Raw genomic sequence first — 20,952 nt, 5'->3', positions numbered from 1 at the left:
GGAGTCATCAGGCCACGGCTCCAGGGGACTTCGGGAAGCGGTCCGGGCGGAAGGGCCTGACGTCCACGGGCGGCGCCGCGCCCGTGAGCGCGGCGGCGATCAGCGCACCGGTCGCGGGCGCCAGCCCGATGCCCGCCCCCTCGTGCCCGCAGGCATGCAGCAGACCGGGCACCCGCGGATCGGCCCCGATGGCCGGGAGATGGTCGGGAAGATAGGGGCGGAACCCCGTGTAGGAGCGGATGGCCCGCACCTCCGCGAGCACCGGGAAGAGCTCCGTGGCCTGCGCGGCGAGGCGGCGCAGCACCTCCACCGACAGGGTGCGGTCGAAGCCGACCCGCTCCCGGCTCGCGCCGATGAGCACCGGGCCCGCCGGGGTCCCTTCGACCACGGCGGAGGTCTGCAGTGCCGCCGAGCCGCTGGCGACATCGGCCACGTAGTCGGCGGCGTACACCTTGTGCCGTACGACGCGTGGCAGTGGCTCGGTGACCAGGACGAAGCCGCGCCGGGGGAGGACGGGCAGCGGGGCCCCGGCCAGGCGGGCGAGTTCGCCGCCCCAGGTGCCCGCCGCGTTCACCACGTGCGGGGCGTGCAGCCGGGTCCCGGAAGCGGTGACCACTCCGCGGACCGTGCCTCCCCGGCCGGTGAGGAAGCCGGTGACCTCCTCTCCGCACCGCAGCTGAGCACCCGAGGCGCGCAGCAAGTGGGCGGCGGCCAGGGCGGGTTGGACCTGCGCGTCCCCCGGGTAGTGGAACGCGCCGGCCTGACCCGCGGCGAGATGCGGCTCCAGTTCGTGGATCCGATCGCCGGGCACTTCGAGTGCCTCGACGCCGGCGGCGGTCTGCGCCGCGGCGAAGGTGCGCAGGGCGGACAGCCGTCGCTCGTCGGAGGCGACGACGACACCGCCCTTGGCCTCGTACTCGACGGCCGCGGGCAGTTCCGCGGCCAGTTCCCGCCACAACAGGGTGGAGTGGAGGGCGAGTTCGAGCTCGGGACCGGGCTCCTTGTCGGAGACCAGCAGGTTCCCCTCGCCCGCCCCGGTGGTGCCGCCCGCCACGGGGCCGCGGTCGACGACGGTGACGGTGAGGCCGGAGCGGGCCGCGTAGTGGGCGCAGGCCGCTCCGATCACGCCGGCTCCGACGACGATGACGTCGGAGGTGGCGTCCGAGGCGCGTGAAGGGGTTCCCGTGAGCACGTCAGTAATATTTCACATGGCACTGACGCTGCCAAGGGATCGCCCTCAACCTTTTCAAGTGCGGCGAAGTGGGCCGATCGGCCGAGCCAACGGGGCGTGGCAGAGGGGAAGTTGACGCCTGCGGAACCCATGGGCGTCGAGGGGTTCTCAGTGCAATTTCACATTGCTATGTTACGTGGCACTTCTCGTGCACCGCTGCGGGATTCCTTTGGTTCCAGCCCCACTTGAGCCAGTTCTGGCCCCACTCGAGCCCGTTCCGGCCGCACTTGAGGCCCGGGGTGCGCGGAGACGACGACGTCTTCGCGCGCCCCGGTCATCGCACCGATGCGCCACCCCCCAGGCAATTCCCCCTTCACCCAGGAGACTTCGGTGACCACGTCCAGACGCATACGCAAGCCCCTGCTCACCGCCGCCATGGCCGCGGCCCTCCTCGCGCCGGCCGCCCCGCTCGCCCAGGCCGACACCCGGACCGCCCCGCAGGCCCCGGCCACCTTCCGTCCCGCGGCCGCACCGGGCGCCACGGGCACCGGCTCGGACCACCGCAACCCCTTCGACGAGGTCGACCGCTACGGCAAGGCCCCCAGCTCCAAGCCCCGCCCGGCAGTCGCCCCCGCCGGCATCGTCAAGGGCCGCGTCCCCGGCGCCCACCCCCTCAAGGCCGCCTCGGTCACGCGGGCCAAGGGGAACGCGAAGACCGCCGCCGGAGTGCCCTGCACCCTGGACGGCATCACCGGCCTGACCCCCACCCAGCTCGCCGACTTCCTCACCGACCCGGCCGTCACCGCCGACGGCTGCCTGCGCGACATCCTGTGGACCTGGGACGCCCGCCTCGCCCGCGTCATGTCCGACGCCCACGCCCAGGCGGTCGCCAATCGCGCCAAGTCCCTTTCGGCGTCGCACGACGGAAAGAACAGCACCCACCTCCTGGAGCTGTTCACCTACCTGCACGCGCTCGTCTACCACGACTTCAGCCACGACGAGATCGACGTCACCGACGGCCCCACCAGCACCACCCTGCGCGACGCGATCAACGCCTTCGGCACCGCGGCCCGCTCCTTCGACACGACCAAGTCCAACGCCGAGACCCTGCGCGAAGCCCTCACCACCGGCGGCTCCACCGGCCTGCGCCAGTACCAACTGCCCCTGATCAAAAAGGTCCTGGCCCAACTCGACGCCGCCCACCCGGACACCGCCACCGACCCCGCCTGGGGCGGCGCCGCCCTCGCCGCGCTCTCGGCCAACTACCTCGGCGTCTACCCCGGCAACAACGACACCGCCTTCCACGCCGCCGTCACCCAGGACGCCGACTACCGCGCGAAGTTCAGCGCCTTCGCCGGCCACACCCACCTCAAGGGCACGCCCAATGCCTGGGTCGTACGCGACGCGCTCGGCGAATACGGACGCTTCGGCCAGATCGCCGCCCTCAAGACGCAGATCGTCGCCGACCTCGGCCCGCTCCTCGGCACCGCCGAGCGCAACTTCGGCACCGGCAGCCAGCCCTGGGCCTCCGTGGTGGGGTGGCTCAACTTCTACGAGGCCTGCGCCCCCTACAACGTCTGCAAGGCCGACATCGAGAAGCGGATCTTCCCCTACACGTACACGTACGACAACGGAGCCATCAAGGTCCGCACCGGCCTCGACCGGGCCACCGTCGACCAGCTCTACTACGCGAGCAAGCAGGTCAAGGCCCAGTACCACCGCGTCCTCGGCACCGACGAACCCCTCGCCGGCGACCCCAACACCACTCTGAACATCGTCCTGTACGGCTCCCGCGCCGACTACGAGACGTACCACCCCATCCTCACCGGCATGGACACCAACAACGGCGGCGTCTACATCGAGCGCGGCGCGACGTTCTACACGTACCAGCGGCGCGTCCCCCAGGACTCCTCGCTGACCCTGGAAGAGCTGTTCCGCCACGAGTACACGCACTACCTCAACGGACGCTTCGCCGTGCCGGGCTTCTTCGGCGAGGGCGACTGGTACACCGGCGACCGGACGACCGCGATGGACGAGGGCACCGCCGAATTCTTCGACGGCGCGACCCGCGACGACGGCATCCTGGTGCGCAAGTCGCTGGTGAAGGGGATCATCAACGACACCGCGGGCGGCGGTCCGCGCATGACCGTCGACCAACTCGTGCACGCCACGTACGACGGCGACGGATTCCGGTTTTACAACTACGCCGGCACGTTCTTCGAGTTCCTGTGGACCGAGCGCCCCGCCCTGCTGCGGTCGATGTACGGGTACCTGCGCGCGAACGACGTCCGGGGCTTCGACGCCTGGCGCGACAACGTGGGCAAGGACCCCGGCACCCAGGCCGCCTACGACAAGTTCCTCGACGAGAAGATCGCCAAGGTCGACGAACTCTTCGTGCCGGACACCAAGTACGAGGACCCGGCCGGGCTGCGCCACGCCACGGCCGCCGAGATCAAGACAGCCTTCGCGGCGGCCACCTCCAACACCCCCGACTGCCGCAAGTCGGCCGGCGACACCACGGCCGACAAGCCGCGCTTCACCTGCACCGGCCGGATCACCGCCAACATCACCGACCCCGCCGACCCCGACCAGATCTTCAAGGACATGTCCGAGACCGTCGACTACTTCATCCTCGACCGCACGGCTCCCGCGGCGAACAACTTCAAGGACATGAACTGCACCTTCGGCAAGGTCGAGATGTGGAACACGGGCGCGGCCGGCACCGCGTCCTACACCTGTGAGGGCCCCCTGCGCGGCTGACCTCACTGACTCCAGGTAAAGCTCCAGCTCAGCACCCGCCTCGTCACCCAGCCCGGCCCCCGTGCGCGGGCTGGGTGACGCGCGCTAACATACATACATGCATGTACGTAACCGGGAGAGCCAGGCCGACCGCAGCGCCCGCACGCGCGGCGCCCTGCTGGAGTCGGCGGCCCGAGGCCTGTCCCGCTACGGCTACGGCCACCTCAAGCTCGAACAGGTGGCACGCGAGGCCGGATACTCGCGCGGCGCGCTCTACCACCAGTTCAAGGACAAGCAGGACCTGACCCTGGCCGTGCTCGACTGGATCGGCGAGACCTGGATGCAGCAGGTGGGCCCCCAGATCGAGCGGGAGTCCGAGCCGGTGGCCGCGCTGCTCGCCCTGGCCCGCGGTCACGCCGTCTACTGCCGGCGCACCGGGGCCCGCGTGGCGACCGCGCTGAGGATCGAGTTCAGCGGCCAGGACCACCCCGTCGGGCATGAGGTCGAGCGCCGCTACGAGCAGTTGGTCAAGCGCTGCCGGCGGCTCATCAACGCCGGCCGGGCAGCGGGCACGATCCCGCCGGGACCGCCCGCCAGGACCCTCGCCCTGGCCTTCGTCGGCGCCCTCGACGGCACCGTCAGCGCGCTGGCCGACCGGGCCCCCCTAGACGAACTGCTCACCGCGCGCGCCGTGGCGGGCGTACTCGGCCTCGACCCCCTGGCAGTGACACAGACCTGACAGACCTGACTGAACAGCTGGAGGTCCACGCAATGAAACTCCCCGACTCCGCACACACTTCCCGGCCGTGGCGGATCCACGAGATCACGCCCGACTTCCGCCTCTACGACGTGTGGGCGCTGCCGACGCCCGGCGGCCCCGACGACTTCCCGCGGCTGATCCGGCAGACCTCCGGGGGCGACACCTCGGACAACCCGTCCTGGGTGGCCCGCACCCTGTTCTCCATCCGCTGGAAGCTCGGAAAGATCTTCGGCTGGGACGACCCGGACTCCGGCGTCGGCAAGCGGGTGCCGACGCTGCGCGACCGGCTGCCGGCCGATCTGCGCGACGGGCCGAGGGGGCCGGAGTTCGACCGCCTGCCCTTCACCTCGGTGTACCTGGCAAAGGACGAGTGGGCCGCCGAGATGGGCAACCGCACCGTGCACGGGGTGATGCACCTCAGCTGGGTCGAGGACGGAGCGGGCGGCCACCGCGGACAGATGGCCGTCCTGGTGAAGCCCAACGGCCTGTTCGGCAAGGCCTACATGGGCCTGATCGGGCCGTTCCGGCATGTGCTCGTGTATCCGCCGCTGATGCGCGGGATCGCCAAGGAGTGGGAGGCCGGCCGCGCTCAGGACTCCTCGACCGCGCCGTGACCGCCGCACCCCGCGCGACGGGTGTACTCCGCACGGCCGCCGTCCGGCAGCTCCTCGATCAACTGCGGTTCCTCGTACCGTAGTTGATCGGGCATCGCGTCGGTGCGACCGTTGTCGTACGTCAGCCGTACGTCATCGCCCTCCACGGCATACGTTCCCTGCGCGCTGTTGATGCCCGACCAGACGCACTGCACCTTCGGCGGGCACGGCGACACCAGGTCACGCACGCGGAACGTACCGGAGGCGTCGAAGTCCACTTCCCGGGGATAGCCACGGTCACCGCTCGCGGGCGACACCCAGGTGCCGGCCAGCTCCTCGGGCTCCACGGCGTACGCGACGCCTTGGCCGGCCGGCAGCACGAGCAGCGCGGCGGCGGCCACGGCGGCGAGGCGCAGACGCGGCACTCGGACGCGCCTGCCCGGCTCAGTGCGCGACATCGGCCGGCCGGTCATCAGTGGTCGAAAAGTCTTGCAGCTCACGGAAGTTCTCCCAGGGTTTGTCCCAGACGACCGCGGTCGCCCGGCGGGGTTCGGGTCGGTCGAGGCGGAGGTGGAGGTGGTACAGCGAGCCGGCCACGACCTGCCGCCCGGCGGCGGCCACGCACTCCAGGCGGTACGCCGTGTCAGGTCCGCGTCCCTCGGTGCGGTTGGCCTCGGCGATGGCCCAGGCCGCCATCTCCTGGATGTCGGCGTCGTCGGCGGGAGCGGGGTGGATGGCGCCCGCGGTTCCCTCGGGCGGTTCCGGGAACGGCTCACCGGCCTGCGCGCACACGGGCACTCCTTCCTGGCCTGCCGTCGCGGCGGGGCCCGCCCCGCCGACGAGGGCCGTTGTCGCCAGGAGCGTCACCGCTCCGGCTCGTACATGTCGTCCGGTCCACCTGCGCACCGCGTCCGCCCTTCCGTGCCCCGTACGTTCGATGCCGCATCAACGGGTCACGCGGGCCCGAGGTCACCCGGCCGCCCGGACGTCACTCGTCCGACTCGGAGTACGACTCCGACTCCGGCTCTGAATAGGACTCGGGCTCGGGCTCGGGCTTTACCTTCGGCTGCGACTGAGGGTCCGCCTGCGGCTCTGAGTCGGCGGCCGCGCCCGAATCCGAGCCGGCGTCCGCACCCGATGCCGCGGCCGCCAGCGCTGGGACGAAGACGGATGCGTCCACGGTTCCCAGCCCGGAGGCCAGGTCGTAGCCGGGCCCGGCCCGGAAGCCGTCCGGGCCGTTGACGCCCTCGGTGATGTCGACAACTCCGCCCTCCGGCTTGCCCACAAGTCCGTACAGCGCCTCGTGCACGGAGCCGATCCGGGCCTCCGCCTGTTGGTTCGCCAGCGCGACCAGAGCCGCGAACATCGGCGCGGACTCGCTGGTCCCGCCCACCGGCATCCAGCCCGCGCCCTCGGGCAGGAACCCCTGGTAGATCAGCGTCCCGCCGGACGCGGAGCCGTCCATGGAGATGTCGGACGTACCGCGCTGCTTCCCGGTCACCTTCTCCACGCCGTTCTGGTAGCCGGGCCGTGCGAAGGTCTGCGAAGGTCCACCGCCGGTGGCTCCGTGGCGGTCGCTCCACACCGTGTCCGGGGCGGTGCGCTTGCCCTGGTCGTCCAGGTGCAGCCGGGAGGCGCCGAGGGAGAGCACGCTCGGGTCGGAGGCCGGCCACGACACGGACCTGACCCGCTGGTGCTCCCGGCCGACCGGGGGAGCGGCCCCGGAGTCCCCGGCGCTCGCCACCAGCGTGGTGCCGCCCGCGACGACCTCGGCCAGCGGCGCGCTGAGCTTCTCCAGCGCCTCGGCGGGGAACATGGTGCTGTCGGCAGCCGTGTACTCCTGGAGGCCGAAGCTGATCGAGAGGGCGTCCGGGCTGTGCTTGTCCACGCTCTGGGCGATCCCGTCCATGATCAGCGCGGCCCCCGCCTTCGCCCCCTGTGCCGCCTGCTCGGCGGTCTCCGGCTTGGGCTGCTGCGAGGCGCCGCTGCGGAACGCGGCGCCGGGCAGCCCGATCTGGGTGACGACGATCTTCGCGTCGGGCGCGGCCATGTGCACCATCTGCACATCGAGGGTCGCCTCGGTGGCGGACCGTGCCATCGTCTCGTTGCGTGCGTCGAACTTGGCGACGGAACCGCCCGGCGCGTACGTCTCGACCGTGACGTCGGGGGCGGGCAGCTTCATGGCCTTGCTGAAGGTCTCCAGGTCCTTCTTCAGGGTGTCCGGCACGACCTCCTCATAGACCACGACCGTGCGGCCCTTGCCGGTCAGCCCCTCGGAGTTGAGCTTGTCGATGCCGTACGCCGTGCGGACCTGGTCCGCCGTGTAGCAGGCCGAGCCGAGGACCTTGCGGCACTCGGCGATGCTCGGCACCGCGGGGAACGGGCGGTGGCGGGGCGCGGCGGACGCCGACGCGGACGCCTTCGCGGCGACGGGGAGGGGCGACGGGGCGGCCTTGACCGGCTGCTGCGGGGAACCGCCCGCGCAGCCCGAGACGGCCGCCGTCAGGGCGGCACTGCACACGACGGCGACGGCACGAGACACAGAGATCATGTCCCCATGGTGGGCAAGGCCCGCGCCCGCCGCCCGCCGCGTGGTCCGTCCGGGCTCAGAGCCTGCCTTTGAACCCCCGCCTGCGCCCCGACGCCCGGCACGCACGCCGAGCGCACGCACCGAACGCCGCTGCGCCCGCGCTTCGCGCGAACGACGGGGGTTCAAAGGCAGGCTCTCATCCCCCCGCCGTGGGTCAGCCGAGCTTCACGGTGATCTTCTGGGTGGTGCCGCGAGTGCCCCTGAGGTCGCCGAAGGTGAGCTTCAGCGAGGCGCCGGTGGTCGCCGACGTCACGGTCGCGGGCTTGGACGTCACCGAGGTGACGGCGCGGTTCCAGGTGAGGGTCAGCGACGTCTGCATCCGCATCGGATCGCTGACACAGATCACCGCCGTACCGTCGCTCTTCTCGCTGATCATCACCGCGCAGGGCGCGCTCGCGGTGAGCGTCCCGACGCTCCCGCCGAACCAGAAGTTGACCCCGGTGAAGCCGAGCGCGGGCACGGCGATGCCCTGCTGGTTGTCCGAATTGGCAAGGACCTTCAGCCAGTTGGCGTCCGCGGACCGGGCCGAGGTCTGCGCCGCGCTCGCGCCGGGCAGCAGCTGGTACGCGTAGCTCCCGGCGGTCGGGTTGGTGCCGTGGTCGACGTACAGCGTGAGGTACTTGCGACTGACGGCGGTGGTGGCGCCGCCCTTGTTGATGTCGCTCCACTTGCCCGTACGTTCCTGACGCAGCGCCTTGATATTCGCGCCGCCGGGGAAGACATAGCCGCCGTGGCCGCCGAGGTGCGCCCACTTGGCGCCGGTGAGCGTTTCCGACCAGGGGGCCGTGGTGGGCTTGGCGGTGCCGTCGACGGTGAAGGACGTGGTGCCGGTCGGGCCGAGGTTGCGGTTCTCCACGGTCGACTCGACCGCGGCGCCGTCGGTGCACTTGATGCCCGCGCCGAGGCACACGATCGTGTCGTCCAGGCAGAACCAGGACTTCTTCGCCATGAGGGTGGACTGCAGGCCCTTGAGGTACTGGCCGATGGCCGCCCGCTGTCCGTCGGAGGCGCCGCCGACCCAGTTGACGTCCGGCTTCGAGGCGCCCCAGTCCCCGCCCGCCGCGTCTGCGAGGACCTTGCGGGAGGCGGTGGTGCCGGGCAGCCGGTAGGGGTCCACGGTGGGCCAAAAGGCGTCGCTGTACTGGCCGTTGGCGAAGGTGTCGCCCCACCAGGAGAGCATTCCCGAGCCGGTGTGCCAGCCGCGCAGGTTCTCGCCGTTGCCGGTCTCGTAGTACGTGATCCGCTTGTCGGCCATGCTGATCGAGGCGGCCCAGCCGGGACGGCGGTGCGTGGCCCGCGCCATCTCGGTGAACAGCCGGTGCCCGGTCGGCTCGGCGATCGCGGTCACGGAAGAGTCGTCGGCAACTGCCTTGAGCCGGGCCAGACTTGTCAGCCCCAGTGACGGGTTGCTGAGCGGCGGGCTGTAGTAGTCGCGCTGCATCCAGCCCTTGACCAGGCCTCGCCAGCGCCCGTTCTCGGCGGCGGAGGCGCCCTGCCCGAGCAGGGCGATGGAGGCGAGGATGGAGTGGCCGCGCAGATGGTCGTCGGCCTGGATCTTCTTGGGGTCGGCGGCGGCGACGCCCCGGCTGATGGCGCGGCCCGCGACGTTGTCCATGACCAGGCCGTTGTAGAGGAACGGCGCCCAGGCGTGCTCCACCGCGTCTAAGATGATCTGCCGCTTGGCGTCGGTGACCGCCCAGGTGGACCCGGCGAGCAGCGCGAACAGCATGCCGAGACCGCCAAGCATGACCGAGCCGTACGAGCCGGTGTAGGGGACGGTGGTGTGCTGGATGAACGAGCCGTCGGTGTAGAGCCCGTCGCCCGAGGTGACGTACGGGAAGACCGGCGAGAGCGCGTCCCTGGCCAGGGCGATCTTCGCGGAGTTCGCACCGACGACGCCGCGCAGCGCGAGGACCCGGCACAGGTCGACGCGGTTGGCGCCGGTGGACGTCCCCGTGTACGAGCCCACCGCGGAGTCCGGCACGAAGTGGTCCACGGCCTTGCAGTAGTTGGCGATCTGCGTCGCCGACAGCTGGTCGTACATGAGGACGCAGACGTCGAGGAGCGCCTGCGGGGCGCCTATCTGCCAGCTCCACCAGTTGCCGTAGCGGGCCTGCCCCTCGTTGTAGACCTTCGAGTAGAGGTGGTCCAGGCCCGTGAGGATCGCCGACTTCAGGGCGGCGTCACCGGTCAGGCCGGTGCCGGGCTGGCTGTAGGCCTGGGCCATGGTGTTCAGGCGGCCGTAGCTGTTCGCCATGTTGCCGGAGAAGGTGAACGACTCCTGGTCGGTGTCCGGCTCGGGGTCCGCGTAGACCAGGTCCGGCCACAGCGAACCGGTCGCCGGGGACATCGAGGCCCGGTAGGTGCTCGCGCTGGTGCCGAGCTCGGCCAGGCGGCTCTTGAAGGGCTCGGCCGTCGGGCTGAACCCCTCGCCGAGGATCAGGGTGCGCCACTTGGCACGCAGCTCGCCGTACGCGTCCGCCGCCGAGGCCTGCCCGGTGAACAGGGCCGGTGCGGCGAAGGGCAGGGCGAGTGCGGCGCCGCCGGTCGCGGCGAGCAGGGTGCGGCGGGACCAGGAACGCGTCATTGCGGTCTCCGGGTGAGGCGAAGGAGGGAGGGGGGAGGCGGTACGGGCGCGGGTGCCGCTGTGGGGTAAGCGGTTTCTAGCACGGGTGCGCTCAAGTACTCAATGGAGGAAGGGGAATTGATCGATCCGATCGTTTCCCCGGGGTTCCGTGCCCTCCGGGTTGCTCCCTGCCGAGGCCTGCCCAGGCCTACCGTGGTTCTTCGCTCAAGAACTCCGTGATCAGTTCCGCGGGATTGGCGGCCCGGGTGAGGGCGAACATCGCGTCGGGGTCGAACATGTCGTAGAGGATCACCGGCAGTGGCCGGCCGAGGGCGGCGGCGATCCGGCCGTCCCTGTGGAGCTGCCGGGCGACAGCCACGCAGAGCTCGCGGAACTCCTCGGTGAGGCGCTCGTCGCGAACCTCGTCGTCGTCCTGCTCCGCGTCGTCTTGCTGGTCCTCCGCGTCATCTCCCTGCTCATCCTCGTCGTCCTCGTACCAGAGGCCCTGGGCCACCGCTTCCCGCCGGTGCAACTCGGCCCCGACCGGGTCGTGTTCGGGGTCGTGGCCCGCGATGCGGACGCCTTCGAGGCCGGACGCCGGGAAGTAGGCGTAACTCCACCTGGCCTCCCACGGCTCCGGCGGCCGCGGCTGTGCCAGCACGCGGGCGACCTCGGACTCCGTGGTGTGGCCGACCGCCAGGTAGGGGTACCTCGGGTCCTGGTCGACGCTGTCGAGGCGGAACGTGACGGCGTAGATGCCGGGCAGCGCCTCCTGCGGGAACGACTGCAGGGCGTGCAGGGCCAGTTGCTCCATGTGCTGCCGGAACGTCGTCAAGTTCCCTCTCCCCGGGTGCGGCCCCCTGCCGTCGTCGAGGGCACCGGCGCTCTAGGCTGCCATCCGGCACCGAACCTGCCCGCACCGGCCCGACCTGATCCGATCCCAGGAGCGCACCCCTTGTTCGACCCCGCACCGACGCACCCGTACCCCGACAGCCCGCGACCGGACGGGGCGCCCGCACCGCACGCACTCCTTGCGCCCGTGCTCGGTCTGCTCGGCACCTGGCACGGCCAAGGGCAGGGCGAGTACCCGACGCTCGACGCGGACTTCCGTTACGCGCAGGAGGTCACCTTCAGCCACGACGGCAGGCCCTTCCTCCACTACGACGCCCGGGCCTGGCTGCTCGACGCCGACGGCAGCCCGCTGCGCCCGTCGGCCCGGGAGAGCGGCTGGTGGCGGCTGCAGCCCGACGGCCGGGTGGAGGCGCTGATCACGCAGCCCACCGGCATCGCGGAGATCGCCGTCGGCCGGGCGGCCGGCGGCTCGGTCGACCTGGCGACCTCCGAGGTGGCCCGCACCCCCACCGCCAAGGAGGTCGACGCCACCCGTCGCCGCTACACGCTGACCGACGCGGACACGCTCACCTTCGTCCACGACCTCGCGGCGGTCGGCCAGCCCCTGCAGCACCACCTCTCGGCACGCCTGCAGCGCAAGGGCTGACCACCCCTGCAACGCAAGGGTCAGAGCGGTACGGCGTACCAGCGGCGGTGCACGACCGGCTCGACGAGCAGCACCGCCGCCGACGCGACCGTCGCCACGACGGCGCCCGGCAGCGACCCCCGGGCCGCTGCCACCGCGCCGGCGAGGACGACCAACGGCCGCAGCAGGGTCAGCGGGCCCAGGCCGATGACGACGGCCAGGGTGCTGATCCGGAAGTTGCCCCAGAAGTAGCAGCACAGGCTCGCGAGGACCACGGCCGTGTACGGGGCGTACACGAGGAGCATCCGGCCGGCCGCGTCGTCGAGTGTCGCGTAGCGCTCGGCCCGGTCGCCCGCACCGAGCAGCAGGCCCGCCGCGACGGCGGCGGTCAACACCAGGCCGGGCACTCCTGTCGCCAGCCCCCGCCGGGCCGCGAGCAGCGCCGCTCTGCCCTTGCGGATGCGGCCGTCGCGCCCGGCGTAGGCCCGGAATCCGGCGAAGGCCGCATCGGCGAGGCCGAGGGCGAGCAGGGCGAGCGCGTTCATCGGGCGCCACCGGCAAGGGACTTGTCCGGAGCCCCGACCAGGCGGCTCGAGGCCGCCGCGCCAAGTGCGGCCCGCAGCGGCGGCAGCAGGGCGGGGCGCAGGCCGACGACGGGGCGGATCGTGGTGCAGAACGGGCTGCTGCGACCGCGCGGTTCGTACACCAGCGGGACCATTCCCTCGGCGTGCGCCGCCGCGCTCAGCAGGGTCTCGTCGTCATGGGCACGGCGGGCGGACACCACGCCGTCATGACGCCCCAGCGGATCCCGCATCCGCGCCCGGTGGAAGATCCAGGCCCCGACGGGTGCGAGTGAGGTGGCGGCGATGTCGAAGTGGCAGAAGGCCGCGGTTCCCGGCGTGGCCTGGGCGGCGAAGAAGGCTTCGAGGTCGGGCCCGCGGAAGTGGTGGAGCACGCCGGTGGAGACGTACACGGTGGTGGGCTCGGCGACGGCCTGTGGGTCGGAAGGACCCTTCGACGGACCGGGCGTACCTGGCCTTTCGCCCGGTGCTCCCGCTCGCCGCGGGGCAGACACGACTTCCGCCGCGGGCCCCAGGGCGAACGCGTCGCCCTGGACGAACCGGCAGTCGAGGCCCTCGTCCCGGGCCAGGCGGTCGGCCTCGGTGACCAGTGCGGCGTTGAAGTCCACGCCGAGCAGGTCGACGTCGGGCCCGAGCGCGCCGGACGCGGCGAGCCACCGTACGAGATGACCGAGACCGCACCCCACGTCCACCACCCGCAGCCGGCCCGCCGCCGGGTCGGCGGCGCGGATCACGGCGAGCAGCGGGCGCAGCAGATCGGCGATGCGCTCGCCGAGTCGCAGCTCCTCGCTCAGCCGCTGCAGCTCGGTGTGCACGGCGACCAGGCGCCGGTCCACGGCGGCTGGGTCGAGCACCCCGTCGGCGTCGCAGGCCAGTCCCGCGGCGATGCGGGCCCCGCGCCGGTCGCCCGCCGCCGTGAGGCGCGCCACGACCTCGTCCCGGCGCACGGGAAGGCGGTCGTGGGTGCCCGGGGAGTGGTCGACGACCAGGTCGGATATCTCGATCAGCTGCACGCGTTCACGGTACGTCGCCGCCTGTCCGGCCCGTCCGGTCTGGCTCCGAAGGCCTGCTCGCAGCTCGCCTCCACCGTGTCGGCGAACGCGCGGGCCGGCGGGGACAACGACTCCCAGCGGCGGACGGCCCAGCCGGTCCACAGCGCGGGCAGGTCGGGGATGGGTACGAGGCGCAGGTCGGGGTGGGTGGGGCCGTGCCAGGCGGGGAGGTCGGGGACGATGGCGTGGCCGAGGCCGAGCTCGGCAAGGAGGATCGCGGTGTCCCAGTCGGAGACGCTGGTGTCGGAGGCCGGGTCGATGCCGGCGCCGGCCAGCCAGGCGTCCAGGTGGGAGCGGGACGTCGCGTTCTGCGGCAGGGCGAGCAGGCGGATGTCGGCAAGGTCGGCGGGGGCGATACGGGACTTGGTGGCCATGGGGTCGTCGGCGGCGACGGCGAGGACCCAGGGGAGCTCGACGACGGGGCGCAGTTCGATGCCGCGCACCGGCTCGCCGAGGGTGATCCAGGCCAGGTCGAGGCCGCCCGCGAGGAGCGCGTCGAAGCAGCTGCGGCTGGAGGTGGCGGTCTGGAATTCCAGGCTGACGCCGGGGTGGCGGTGGCGGAAGGCGACCACGGCCTCGGACATGAAGTGCCGGACCGTGGTGGCTCCGGTGGTGACGCGGACCGAGCCGGCCTCGCCGCGGACCAGGTCGCGCAGGCGGCGCAGGGCGTGGTCGATGTCGCCGAGGCCGCCGGCCGCCGCGGTGTGCAGGAGCCGGCCCGCGGGGGTCGGTATGACACCGCGCGGATGGCGCTCCAGGAGGCTGATGCCCGTCTCCCGCTCGAGCCGCTTGATGTGCTGGCTCACCGCCGATTGCGTACAGGTCAGATCACGGGCGACGGCGCTCAGACTGCCGGTGCGGCAGACGGCGACGAAGACGCGGAGGTCGTCGAGGGTCATGGAGGGTGAAGCTACAGCTTGGGGGTGGGCAAGGAAACCCGAGGATTGACTTGGCAGTTGGCCGGGCGGGAGGATCTTGTCGGGCCCAGGGCGGCAACCCGGCCGGGCCCGGAGACCGTTCCGGACGGTTTCCGGGCCCAATGCCGGGTGCCGACCCACCCGTTGCCCCTGACTCTGCTGTTTCCCGGGACGCGCCGCCGTTCCGGGCCGAAAGGTGATTTGTGCAAGCACTCGAAATGGTCGGCCTGGCTGCCGCTGCCGTCGCGGCGGGCGCCATCAACGCCGTGGTCGGCTCCGGGACCCTGATCACCTTCCCGACCCTGCTGGCCCTCGGCTACCCACCCGTCCTTGCCAACGTCTCCAACACCATCGGCCTCGTGCCGGGCGTCCTCGGTGCGGCCTACGGCTATCGCGAGGAGCTCAAGGGGCAGGGGGCGAGGCTGCTGCGGCTGGGCGCCGCGGCGCTCGTCGGGGGGATCGTCGGTGCCGTACTGCTGCTGCGACTTCCCTCGGACACCTTCAGCGCGGCCGTGCCGGTGCTCATCCTGATCGCCTGCGTCCTGGTCCTGATCCAGCCCCGGCTGAGCAAGTGGCTGACGGAGCGCCGCAAGGAGAAGGAGAGGGAGGCCCGCGACGACGGTGGTGTGCCGGTGTGGCTCGGCGTGGGGTGCACCGCCGTGTACGGCGGCTACTTCGGTGCGGCCCAAGGGGTCCTGCTCATGGCCCTGTTCGGCACCTGGCTGCGGGACGACCTGCAGCGTCTGAACGCCGCCAAGAACGTGCTCGCCGCGATCGTCAACGGTGTTGCCGCGGTCCTGTTCATCGCGGTGACGGATGTCGCCTGGGCGGCGGCAGGCGTGATCGCCGCGGGCTCCGTGGTGGGCGGCCTGGTCGGCGCGAAGGTGGGGCGGCGGCTGCCTCCCCAGGTACTGCGCGGCATGATCGTCGTGATCGGTGTGACGGCGGCTGTCGCTGTGGCCGTCTGAGCCAGTGATGATCGCCGTGGCCGTCCGAGGCACGTGACGCGGGCCGGCCGGACCCTGGGATCAGGGTCCGGCCGGCCCGCGATACGTCTTGCCCGTGCCGTCAGTCCTGCAGCGGCATGATCGCGCTCGGCGGCAGCACGGTGTGCTTCAGGTCCTCGGGCACCGGGTTGTTGTGGGAGGGGTACTTGGGGCCCTGGGCGTTGCGCCGGTAGACCGCGGTGGAGTGCTCCGGGTTCGTGTCGAACTCGGGGATGACCTTGTTGCCGAAGATCTCGACCATCTCCAGGTGCTCGTCGAAGGTCATGCCGCCGGTCATGCCGAAGACCAACTGGTCGCAGCCCACGGTCTGATAGGCCGCGACCTGCTCGCAGACCTCGTCGGGGGTGCCGCAGAGCATCAGCCCCGCCTTGATGATCTCGTCCAGGATCTCCTCGCCACCGAGCTCGCTGAACGCGATCGGCGGCGTCGGCCAGGTCCGCTCGTCCATCGACTTGGGCATGGTGTCGTGGTACAGGTTCACCAGCGTGACCAGGTAGCCGAGACCCGCGTGCATCGCTATCTCACGTGCCCGCTTGCGGTCGTTGAGGCAGATGACCGTGTTGGTCATCATCACGTTGTTGTTCTGGTAGTCGCCGAGGATGCTCACCGGGTTCTCGGCGGCCTCCTTGTAGGCGGCGATCCGGCCCTTCAGCTCGAAGATCGGCTCGAAGTTGAAGGCGATCGCGCCGATGCCGAGGGAGCCGGCCTTGGCGAACGACCCCGGGTTGCCGCACGCCATCCAGATCGGCGGGTGCGAGTGGCCGTACGGCTTGGGCAGGATGTTGTGCGGGGTCGGCACGGTGAAGTGCTCGCCCTGGAAGGAGTAGTCGTACTGCTCCCACATCCGCACGATCTCGGGCGCGACCTCGTCCCATTCGGCCTTGGTCGTGGAGGTGTCCATGATGTTGAACGAGGCGACCTCGTGGCTGCCCGCGCCGCGCCCCGTGCCCCACTCGAAGCGGCCCTCGGTGATGTGGTCGAGCATGGCGGCGCGCTCGGCGTAGCGGACCGGGTGCTCCTTGCGCGGCGAGAGGCTGTTGATGCCGGTGCCGAGGTGGATGCGCTCGGTCTTGGCGGCGACGTACCCCATCACGACCTCGGGCGCCGACATGTGGCTGTACTCGGTCAGCGAGTGGTGCTCGCCGAACCACACGTACTTCCAGTTGTGCTTGTCCGCCTTGATCGCGAGGTCCATCTCCCGCTTCAGCGCCAGGTGTTCGGAGGGGCGGTCGTGCGCCGCCATGCCGGGAATGAATCCGTTGAGGAAGAGTCCGAACTCCATGAGATGCCACTCCTAAGTCATCACGGTGCGCGGGCGAGGCGCGGTCACCACCCTCGCCCTTGTGGTGGGGCGGAGAATGCACTAATCGGCGACAAGGGGCCATGGGTATGACGGGTCGAGATCCAGGCGGAGCTCTCAGGATCCCGGGCGGGCCCTCTGACCTGGGGATGCGGCCCCGATGTGATCAACCGCACTGTGGCGTGAAGGAGCGGTACAGGTCTCTCGGCAACTCGGGGGAGCGTTTGGGTTTCTGACGTTCCATCAGGAGGCCGAGCTCCGCGGCGCTGAGTCCGGCCTCGAACCTGGTGCTGACGCCCAAGGCCCGCAGGATCGTGGCGACGTGCCGTCGGTAGGTGCGTACGGACACGTTCATCTGGCGGGCGGCGGCGTCGTCCTTCATGCCGGAACCCAGCATCCGCAGGACCTGCAGCTGTGCCGGGTCCAACTGCACCGGGCGCCCGGTGCGGCGCGGCGGCGGCAACTCCTCGGCGTGGTCCCACAGGGTCTGCTGGATCTGCTGCAGCGCGGCGGTGGCCTCCCGGTGGACGACCATGATCCGCGGACCTCCATTCCGCAGGCTCCCCGTGTGTACGAGGGCGAGTTCGGCGGCGAGCGAGGCCAGGTTGGGCAGTGGCCCGGCGGTGACGCGGATGCGCGCGCCCTGGGCCGCGACGCGTGCCATGTGCGGGCGGGCGCCCGACCCCTGGCTCGCCGGCCGGGCGAGCAGCAGGCGCAGCACGTGGCCGCGCCCGATGACCTCGGCGCTCATGAACCGCGCCAACTCGGAGTCGGACCCGTTGACCGCCTCCGTGGCGAACCGGCCGGTCAGCTGCACGATGCGGCGCGGGCCCGGCCGCTCGGCCAGTACCCGGCGAAAGGCCTCGCAGGCCGTGACCGGTTGTGCGGCCGACGTCCTGCATAACTCGTCCGCGTCGGCGCAGACATCACTGTCCTGATGAGATTCGTGCATGATGTTTCCCCCGTGTCTGAAGTCGATGCCGGTGTACGACTCGAATTCAGCTGATCTTTCATCCGATGGGCCGCGACGTCTCAGGCGGTGAATTGATCGGTAGGTGGCCGTGGCCTTTCAGCGTGCTGTGAGCGTAGCGTTCCGGCCGGTGCGAACGCGACGCAGTACGCGTCACGTAGTTCACTCTTCAAGTCCGGTGCTGAAGTGGGCTCGGGGGTGTCGCCCTGTGCGTGGTGTGGCTCCGACCAGCGTGTACGCGGACGTTCCGCGGGTCGATGGGTGGTGCGGAGCGCCCCCTTCGACGGCATATGCCCTCGAGGGGGGCGCGTGGTGCATGGCTGGAATTCGACTGAATCAGGCATTGCCGATTTTCGTGCCGGCGTGGTGTGCCGGTCAAGGATTCAGGAGTTGATTCCGTCATGGTGGCAGTGGCCTTTCCGGACGTCCGAACGAGGAAATCTCGGTTTGATCGACGATCTCCTGTCGAATCCCGGTGGCGCGGGATTGCGGCGGTCGGTCAGGCCGGTCCTGACTTTGTCGTCTGATGTAGTACGGCTCCCACGTGCGCTCCGTTCGACACATTCACGACGACATCTCCCACGGTTGCCGGAATGGCCCGGACGCTGGCGCCGATGAAGCCGTCGACCCCGGTCAACACCCCCCACACGGGCCGGAATTGCCGCAGTCGGCCGTCGTCGTCGGGGACTTCCTCCAAGGCCGGGTGGATCCGGCGCTGGAGGACCCAGGGGCCGTCGACGGCCGTCTCGATCTGCTCGCGCCACCGCTCGGGGGTGACGCCGTCGGCCCAGCCGAGGACCACGCCCTTGCCGCCGGACAGCGAGGTCGGTTTGAGCACGAGCTGCCGCTGCTGCGCCAGCGCGTGCCCGACGAGGTCGACCCGCTCGCCGCCTTCCAGGGTGACGGGGCCCCGGCGGACCATCCGGGTCCACGGGAGGATGCGGTCCAGGCTCGCCCGTTCCCCGGCGCTGAAGTGCTCCCGGTTGTTCTCGTCGGAGAGCATGGCGAGCGCACCCTTGCTGGCGTACGCCGACGTGTCCAGCGGAGTGAACATCTTGACCTCGCCGCGCAGCGCCGCGTCCAGGACCGGCTCCAGGAGCGCGCGCACCTGAGGATTCAGGACGTCCCCGATGGCGAAGGTGCGCATGACGATGTCCACGGGCGCGTCGTCGAGCCACACCCGGCCGTCGCGCAGCGCCAGCTGCCCGAGGTGGCAGGGGTGGGCGCGCAGCCCGGACTCCCGCAGGCGCGCGCACAGTTGCGTCATGTACGGGAGTTCCTTGGCGAAGTGCTCCGGGGAGTCGGTCATGGCCACCAGCGGACGGTCGCCCGGCGCGAACCCGCTCTCCACGAGGATGTTGTGCCCCATCCCGCGCAGCGAGTCCATGAAGCCGAGCGCGTGGCGGTCGGCGAACTCGGCGAGCGCGGGGTGGGCGAGCAGTTCACGGCAGGCGTCCACGTTCTCCGCGCCGCCGATCGTGCTGCCCATGTTGAGTTCGAGCAGTTTGAAGCCGGTCCCGTCGCAGATCAGGTCCGCACGGGTCTGGCGCGTCATCGGGGTGCTCCGGCTGCGCAGCACCGCGGAGACCTGGATGTCGTTCAGGCCCACCGCGCGGGCGAACGCTTCGAAGTCGCCCCCGAAAAGCCGGTCGGGCAGGCTTGCCAGCGCGGCGAGCAGGGTCTCCAAGTCGCCTGCCACCTGCGCCTGTTCGGCACGGCCGAGGAACAACGGGCGGGCGAGCCACTGGCCCTTGCCGCCGGGCTTGTCGCTGTTGAGAATCCTGTTCTCGGGCAGCGCGCCCAGGAGTTCGCCCGCCTTGAGGTTTCCCTTCTGCAGCTTGTCGAGGTACTCCGCGGTCAACGAGACGCGATCCATTCCAACCTCTCTCTGTGTTCCTCGGTTAGGTGTTCGGAAGCCCGGTCGGGGCCGGATTGGCCCGAAGGGACTTCGGATGTGTCAGGTCGGCAGGGCCGAAGCCGTCCTGGGCGGGAACCGGACGGCCTCCGGCGCGAGGGAGCGTTCGACCCGCAGCAGGAGCGCCCCGCCGAGCAGCGACGTCACCGTCACGACCAGCCAGGGCAGCCGGCCGTCGACGCTCAGCAGCAAGGTGAACAGCGCGGGCGTCAGCGCGTACGCCAGTGACCAGGAGAGCTGGAACGCGGCCATGTACCGCCCGCGCAGCTCCGCCGGCGCCACCGCCTGGGTCAGCGCGGCCGCGGCGGGGCTGTGCACCAGCTCGCCCATGGTCATCACGATCACGGCCGCGAGCAGACAGCCCAGGAGCACGGACACGTGGTGCGGACGGACCACGCCGATCGCGGTCATGCCGAGGAAGGACAGGACGAACAGGCCCGCCCCGGCCGCCGCGGCACGGCTGCGCGTGGTGAAGCGGTGCCGGATGAGGGCGCCGACGGGGACGCCGAGGGTGGCGCAGAGCGCGGTGTTGACCACGAAGGCGACCCCGGTGAGCCCTTCGGGCAGCTCCAGCCAGTCGGAGTAGACCGGGAGCAGCACGGTCAGGGACGTATAGCCGAGTGCCACCAGGACATTGGCGAGGATCAGCGCGAGGAACGGCCGGTCCCGCGCCACCAGCCGGTAGGAGCCCGGCCGCTCGGCCCGGCCGTGGGCCGCCGCCACCGGGCTCGCGGGCGTGCGCAGGGCGAGCAGCGCCGCGAGCAGGAAGCTGCCCGCGTTCGCCAGGGCCGCGATGACATAGCCCGCGTCCCCGCCGACGGCGATGAGCAGCGAGGCGAGCAGGGTGCCCGCGCCGAGCCCGGCATTGCCGAGGCTGCGCTGCAGCGCCTGCATCCGGTCCCGGTCGCCCTCGCCGACGAGTTCGGCGATCCGCGCCTGCAGCACGGCGGGGAAGGCCCGGGTCCCGATCGCGGTGAGCAGCGCCAGGGCCGCGAAGGTCGGCAATTGGTCGGCCAGCGGGAACAGGGCGAAGCTCACCGCGCGCAGCACGTACAGGAACAGCTGCACCCGCTTGGCGCCGAACCGGTCGACCGCCGTACCGGCCAGCGGCACGGTGGCGATGGCGGCGAGGCCGGTGACGGTGAGCACGACGCCGATCACGCCCAGCGGCAGGCCGGTGACGTGCAGGAAGAAGACCAGCGTGAAGGGGACGTACATCCCCGAGCCGGTCGCGTCGATGGATATCCCGGTCACCAGGGCGCGTTCACCCGGGAAGCGCGGGCGGCGGAAGGACATGAGTCTCCAGTGGGTAGG

18 protein-coding genes are annotated in these 20,952 nt (G+C 71.2%); 5 read left to right on the top strand and 13 right to left on the bottom strand.

What is annotated here, in order from left to right; genetic code table 11:
• Window positions 1–7 precede the first annotated feature (7 nt).
• Window positions 8–1,192, bottom strand: coding sequence for an NAD(P)/FAD-dependent oxidoreductase (locus OG430_RS05305; RefSeq protein ID WP_327351236.1), 1,185 nt, complete (start codon window positions 1,190–1,192; stop codon window positions 8–10).
• 369 nt (window positions 1,193–1,561) lie between these two features.
• Between OG430_RS05305 and OG430_RS05300 the strand changes: the two genes are divergently transcribed.
• The 3 genes from OG430_RS05300 to OG430_RS05290 all read left to right on the top strand — a co-directional run bounded on the left by OG430_RS05300 (window position 1,562) and on the right by OG430_RS05290 (window position 5,284).
• Window positions 1,562–3,931 carry a collagenase gene (locus OG430_RS05300; RefSeq protein WP_327351235.1) on the top strand — a complete coding sequence of 790 codons (2,370 nt, stop codon included), beginning with the start codon at window positions 1,562–1,564 and terminating at the stop codon, window positions 3,929–3,931.
• A 97-nt stretch (window positions 3,932–4,028) separates the two neighbouring features.
• Complete coding sequence (locus OG430_RS05295; RefSeq protein WP_327351234.1) at window positions 4,029–4,649, top strand: TetR/AcrR family transcriptional regulator; 621 nt, start codon at window positions 4,029–4,031, stop codon at window positions 4,647–4,649.
• 32 nt (window positions 4,650–4,681) lie between these two features.
• Window positions 4,682–5,284, top strand: a complete 603-nt coding sequence (locus tag OG430_RS05290) for a DUF2867 domain-containing protein (RefSeq protein WP_327351233.1) — start codon at window positions 4,682–4,684, stop codon at window positions 5,282–5,284.
• Here the strand turns inward: OG430_RS05290 and OG430_RS05285 are convergent.
• The 5 genes from OG430_RS05285 to OG430_RS05265 all read right to left on the bottom strand — a co-directional run bounded on the left by OG430_RS05285 (window position 5,260) and on the right by OG430_RS05265 (window position 11,254).
• Entirely contained in the window at window positions 5,260–5,721 is a 462-nt protein-coding gene (locus tag OG430_RS05285) for a hypothetical protein (protein ID WP_327351232.1), read from the bottom strand. The genes OG430_RS05290 and OG430_RS05285 overlap by 25 nt on opposite strands.
• A complete protein-coding gene (locus tag OG430_RS05280) occupies window positions 5,708–6,130 on the bottom strand; it encodes a cystatin family protein (protein WP_327351231.1) in 423 nt (140 codons plus the stop codon). The genes OG430_RS05285 and OG430_RS05280 overlap by 14 nt, the downstream gene beginning before the upstream one ends.
• Before the next feature lie 121 nt (window positions 6,131–6,251).
• A complete protein-coding gene (locus OG430_RS05275; RefSeq protein ID WP_327351230.1) occupies window positions 6,252–7,814 on the bottom strand; it encodes a S53 family peptidase in 1,563 nt (520 codons plus the stop codon).
• A 193-nt stretch (window positions 7,815–8,007) separates the two neighbouring features.
• The gene (locus OG430_RS05270; RefSeq protein WP_327351229.1) at window positions 8,008–10,440 is read right to left on the bottom strand and encodes a polysaccharide lyase 8 family protein; all 2,433 of its coding nucleotides are present in this window, start codon (window positions 10,438–10,440) and stop codon (window positions 8,008–8,010) included.
• Window positions 10,441–10,627: 187 nt separating this feature from the next.
• Window positions 10,628–11,254, bottom strand: a complete 627-nt coding sequence (locus OG430_RS05265; protein ID WP_327351228.1) for a hypothetical protein — start codon at window positions 11,252–11,254, stop codon at window positions 10,628–10,630.
• A 120-nt stretch (window positions 11,255–11,374) separates the two neighbouring features.
• Here OG430_RS05265 and OG430_RS05260 point away from each other — a divergent pair, with 120 nt between their 5' ends.
• Window positions 11,375–11,917 (top strand): FABP family protein, encoded by a 543-nt coding sequence (locus OG430_RS05260; protein ID WP_327351227.1) that lies wholly within the window; start codon window positions 11,375–11,377, stop codon window positions 11,915–11,917.
• 20 nt (window positions 11,918–11,937) lie between these two features.
• Here the strand turns inward: OG430_RS05260 and OG430_RS05255 are convergent, their stop codons facing one another.
• The 3 genes from OG430_RS05255 to OG430_RS05245 are packed head-to-tail and all read right to left on the bottom strand — an operon-like array spanning window position 11,938 to window position 14,428.
• The gene (locus OG430_RS05255; RefSeq protein WP_327351226.1) at window positions 11,938–12,441 is read right to left on the bottom strand and encodes a hypothetical protein; all 504 of its coding nucleotides are present in this window, start codon (window positions 12,439–12,441) and stop codon (window positions 11,938–11,940) included.
• On the bottom strand, window positions 12,438–13,490 hold the full coding sequence (locus OG430_RS05250; protein ID WP_327351225.1) for a class I SAM-dependent methyltransferase: 1,053 nt from the start codon (window positions 13,488–13,490) through the stop codon (window positions 12,438–12,440). Before OG430_RS05250 ends, OG430_RS05255 begins: the two co-directional genes overlap by 4 nt.
• Complete coding sequence (locus OG430_RS05245; RefSeq protein WP_327351224.1) at window positions 13,481–14,428, bottom strand: LysR family transcriptional regulator; 948 nt, start codon at window positions 14,426–14,428, stop codon at window positions 13,481–13,483. The genes OG430_RS05250 and OG430_RS05245 overlap by 10 nt, the downstream gene beginning before the upstream one ends.
• Before the next feature lie 221 nt (window positions 14,429–14,649).
• Here OG430_RS05245 and OG430_RS05240 point away from each other — a divergent pair, with 221 nt between their 5' ends.
• Window positions 14,650–15,414, top strand: coding sequence for a sulfite exporter TauE/SafE family protein (locus tag OG430_RS05240; RefSeq protein ID WP_327351223.1), 765 nt, complete (start codon window positions 14,650–14,652; stop codon window positions 15,412–15,414).
• Window positions 15,415–15,514: 100 nt separating this feature from the next.
• On the opposite strand, the gene OG430_RS05235 is transcribed toward OG430_RS05240, so the two are convergent.
• From OG430_RS05235 to OG430_RS05220, 4 genes are all read right to left on the bottom strand, one after another.
• A complete protein-coding gene (locus tag OG430_RS05235; RefSeq protein ID WP_327351222.1) occupies window positions 15,515–16,735 on the bottom strand; it encodes an LLM class flavin-dependent oxidoreductase in 1,221 nt (406 codons plus the stop codon).
• 184 nt (window positions 16,736–16,919) lie between these two features.
• Window positions 16,920–17,705 carry a helix-turn-helix transcriptional regulator gene (locus OG430_RS05230; RefSeq protein ID WP_327351221.1) on the bottom strand — a complete coding sequence of 262 codons (786 nt, stop codon included), beginning with the start codon at window positions 17,703–17,705 and terminating at the stop codon, window positions 16,920–16,922.
• A 517-nt stretch (window positions 17,706–18,222) separates the two neighbouring features.
• Window positions 18,223–19,599 carry a hypothetical protein gene (locus tag OG430_RS05225; RefSeq protein ID WP_327351220.1) on the bottom strand — a complete coding sequence of 459 codons (1,377 nt, stop codon included), beginning with the start codon at window positions 19,597–19,599 and terminating at the stop codon, window positions 18,223–18,225.
• An 81-nt stretch (window positions 19,600–19,680) separates the two neighbouring features.
• The gene (locus tag OG430_RS05220) at window positions 19,681–20,934 is read right to left on the bottom strand and encodes an MFS transporter (protein ID WP_327351219.1); all 1,254 of its coding nucleotides are present in this window, start codon (window positions 20,932–20,934) and stop codon (window positions 19,681–19,683) included.
• Window positions 20,935–20,952 lie beyond the last annotated feature (18 nt).

This window comes from Streptomyces sp. NBC_01304, assembly GCF_035975855.1.
Classification (GTDB): domain Bacteria; phylum Actinomycetota; class Actinomycetes; order Streptomycetales; family Streptomycetaceae; genus Streptomyces.
The sequence above is the reverse complement of the archived record's forward strand: the minus strand, read 5'-3'. Positions and strand labels throughout refer to the sequence as shown.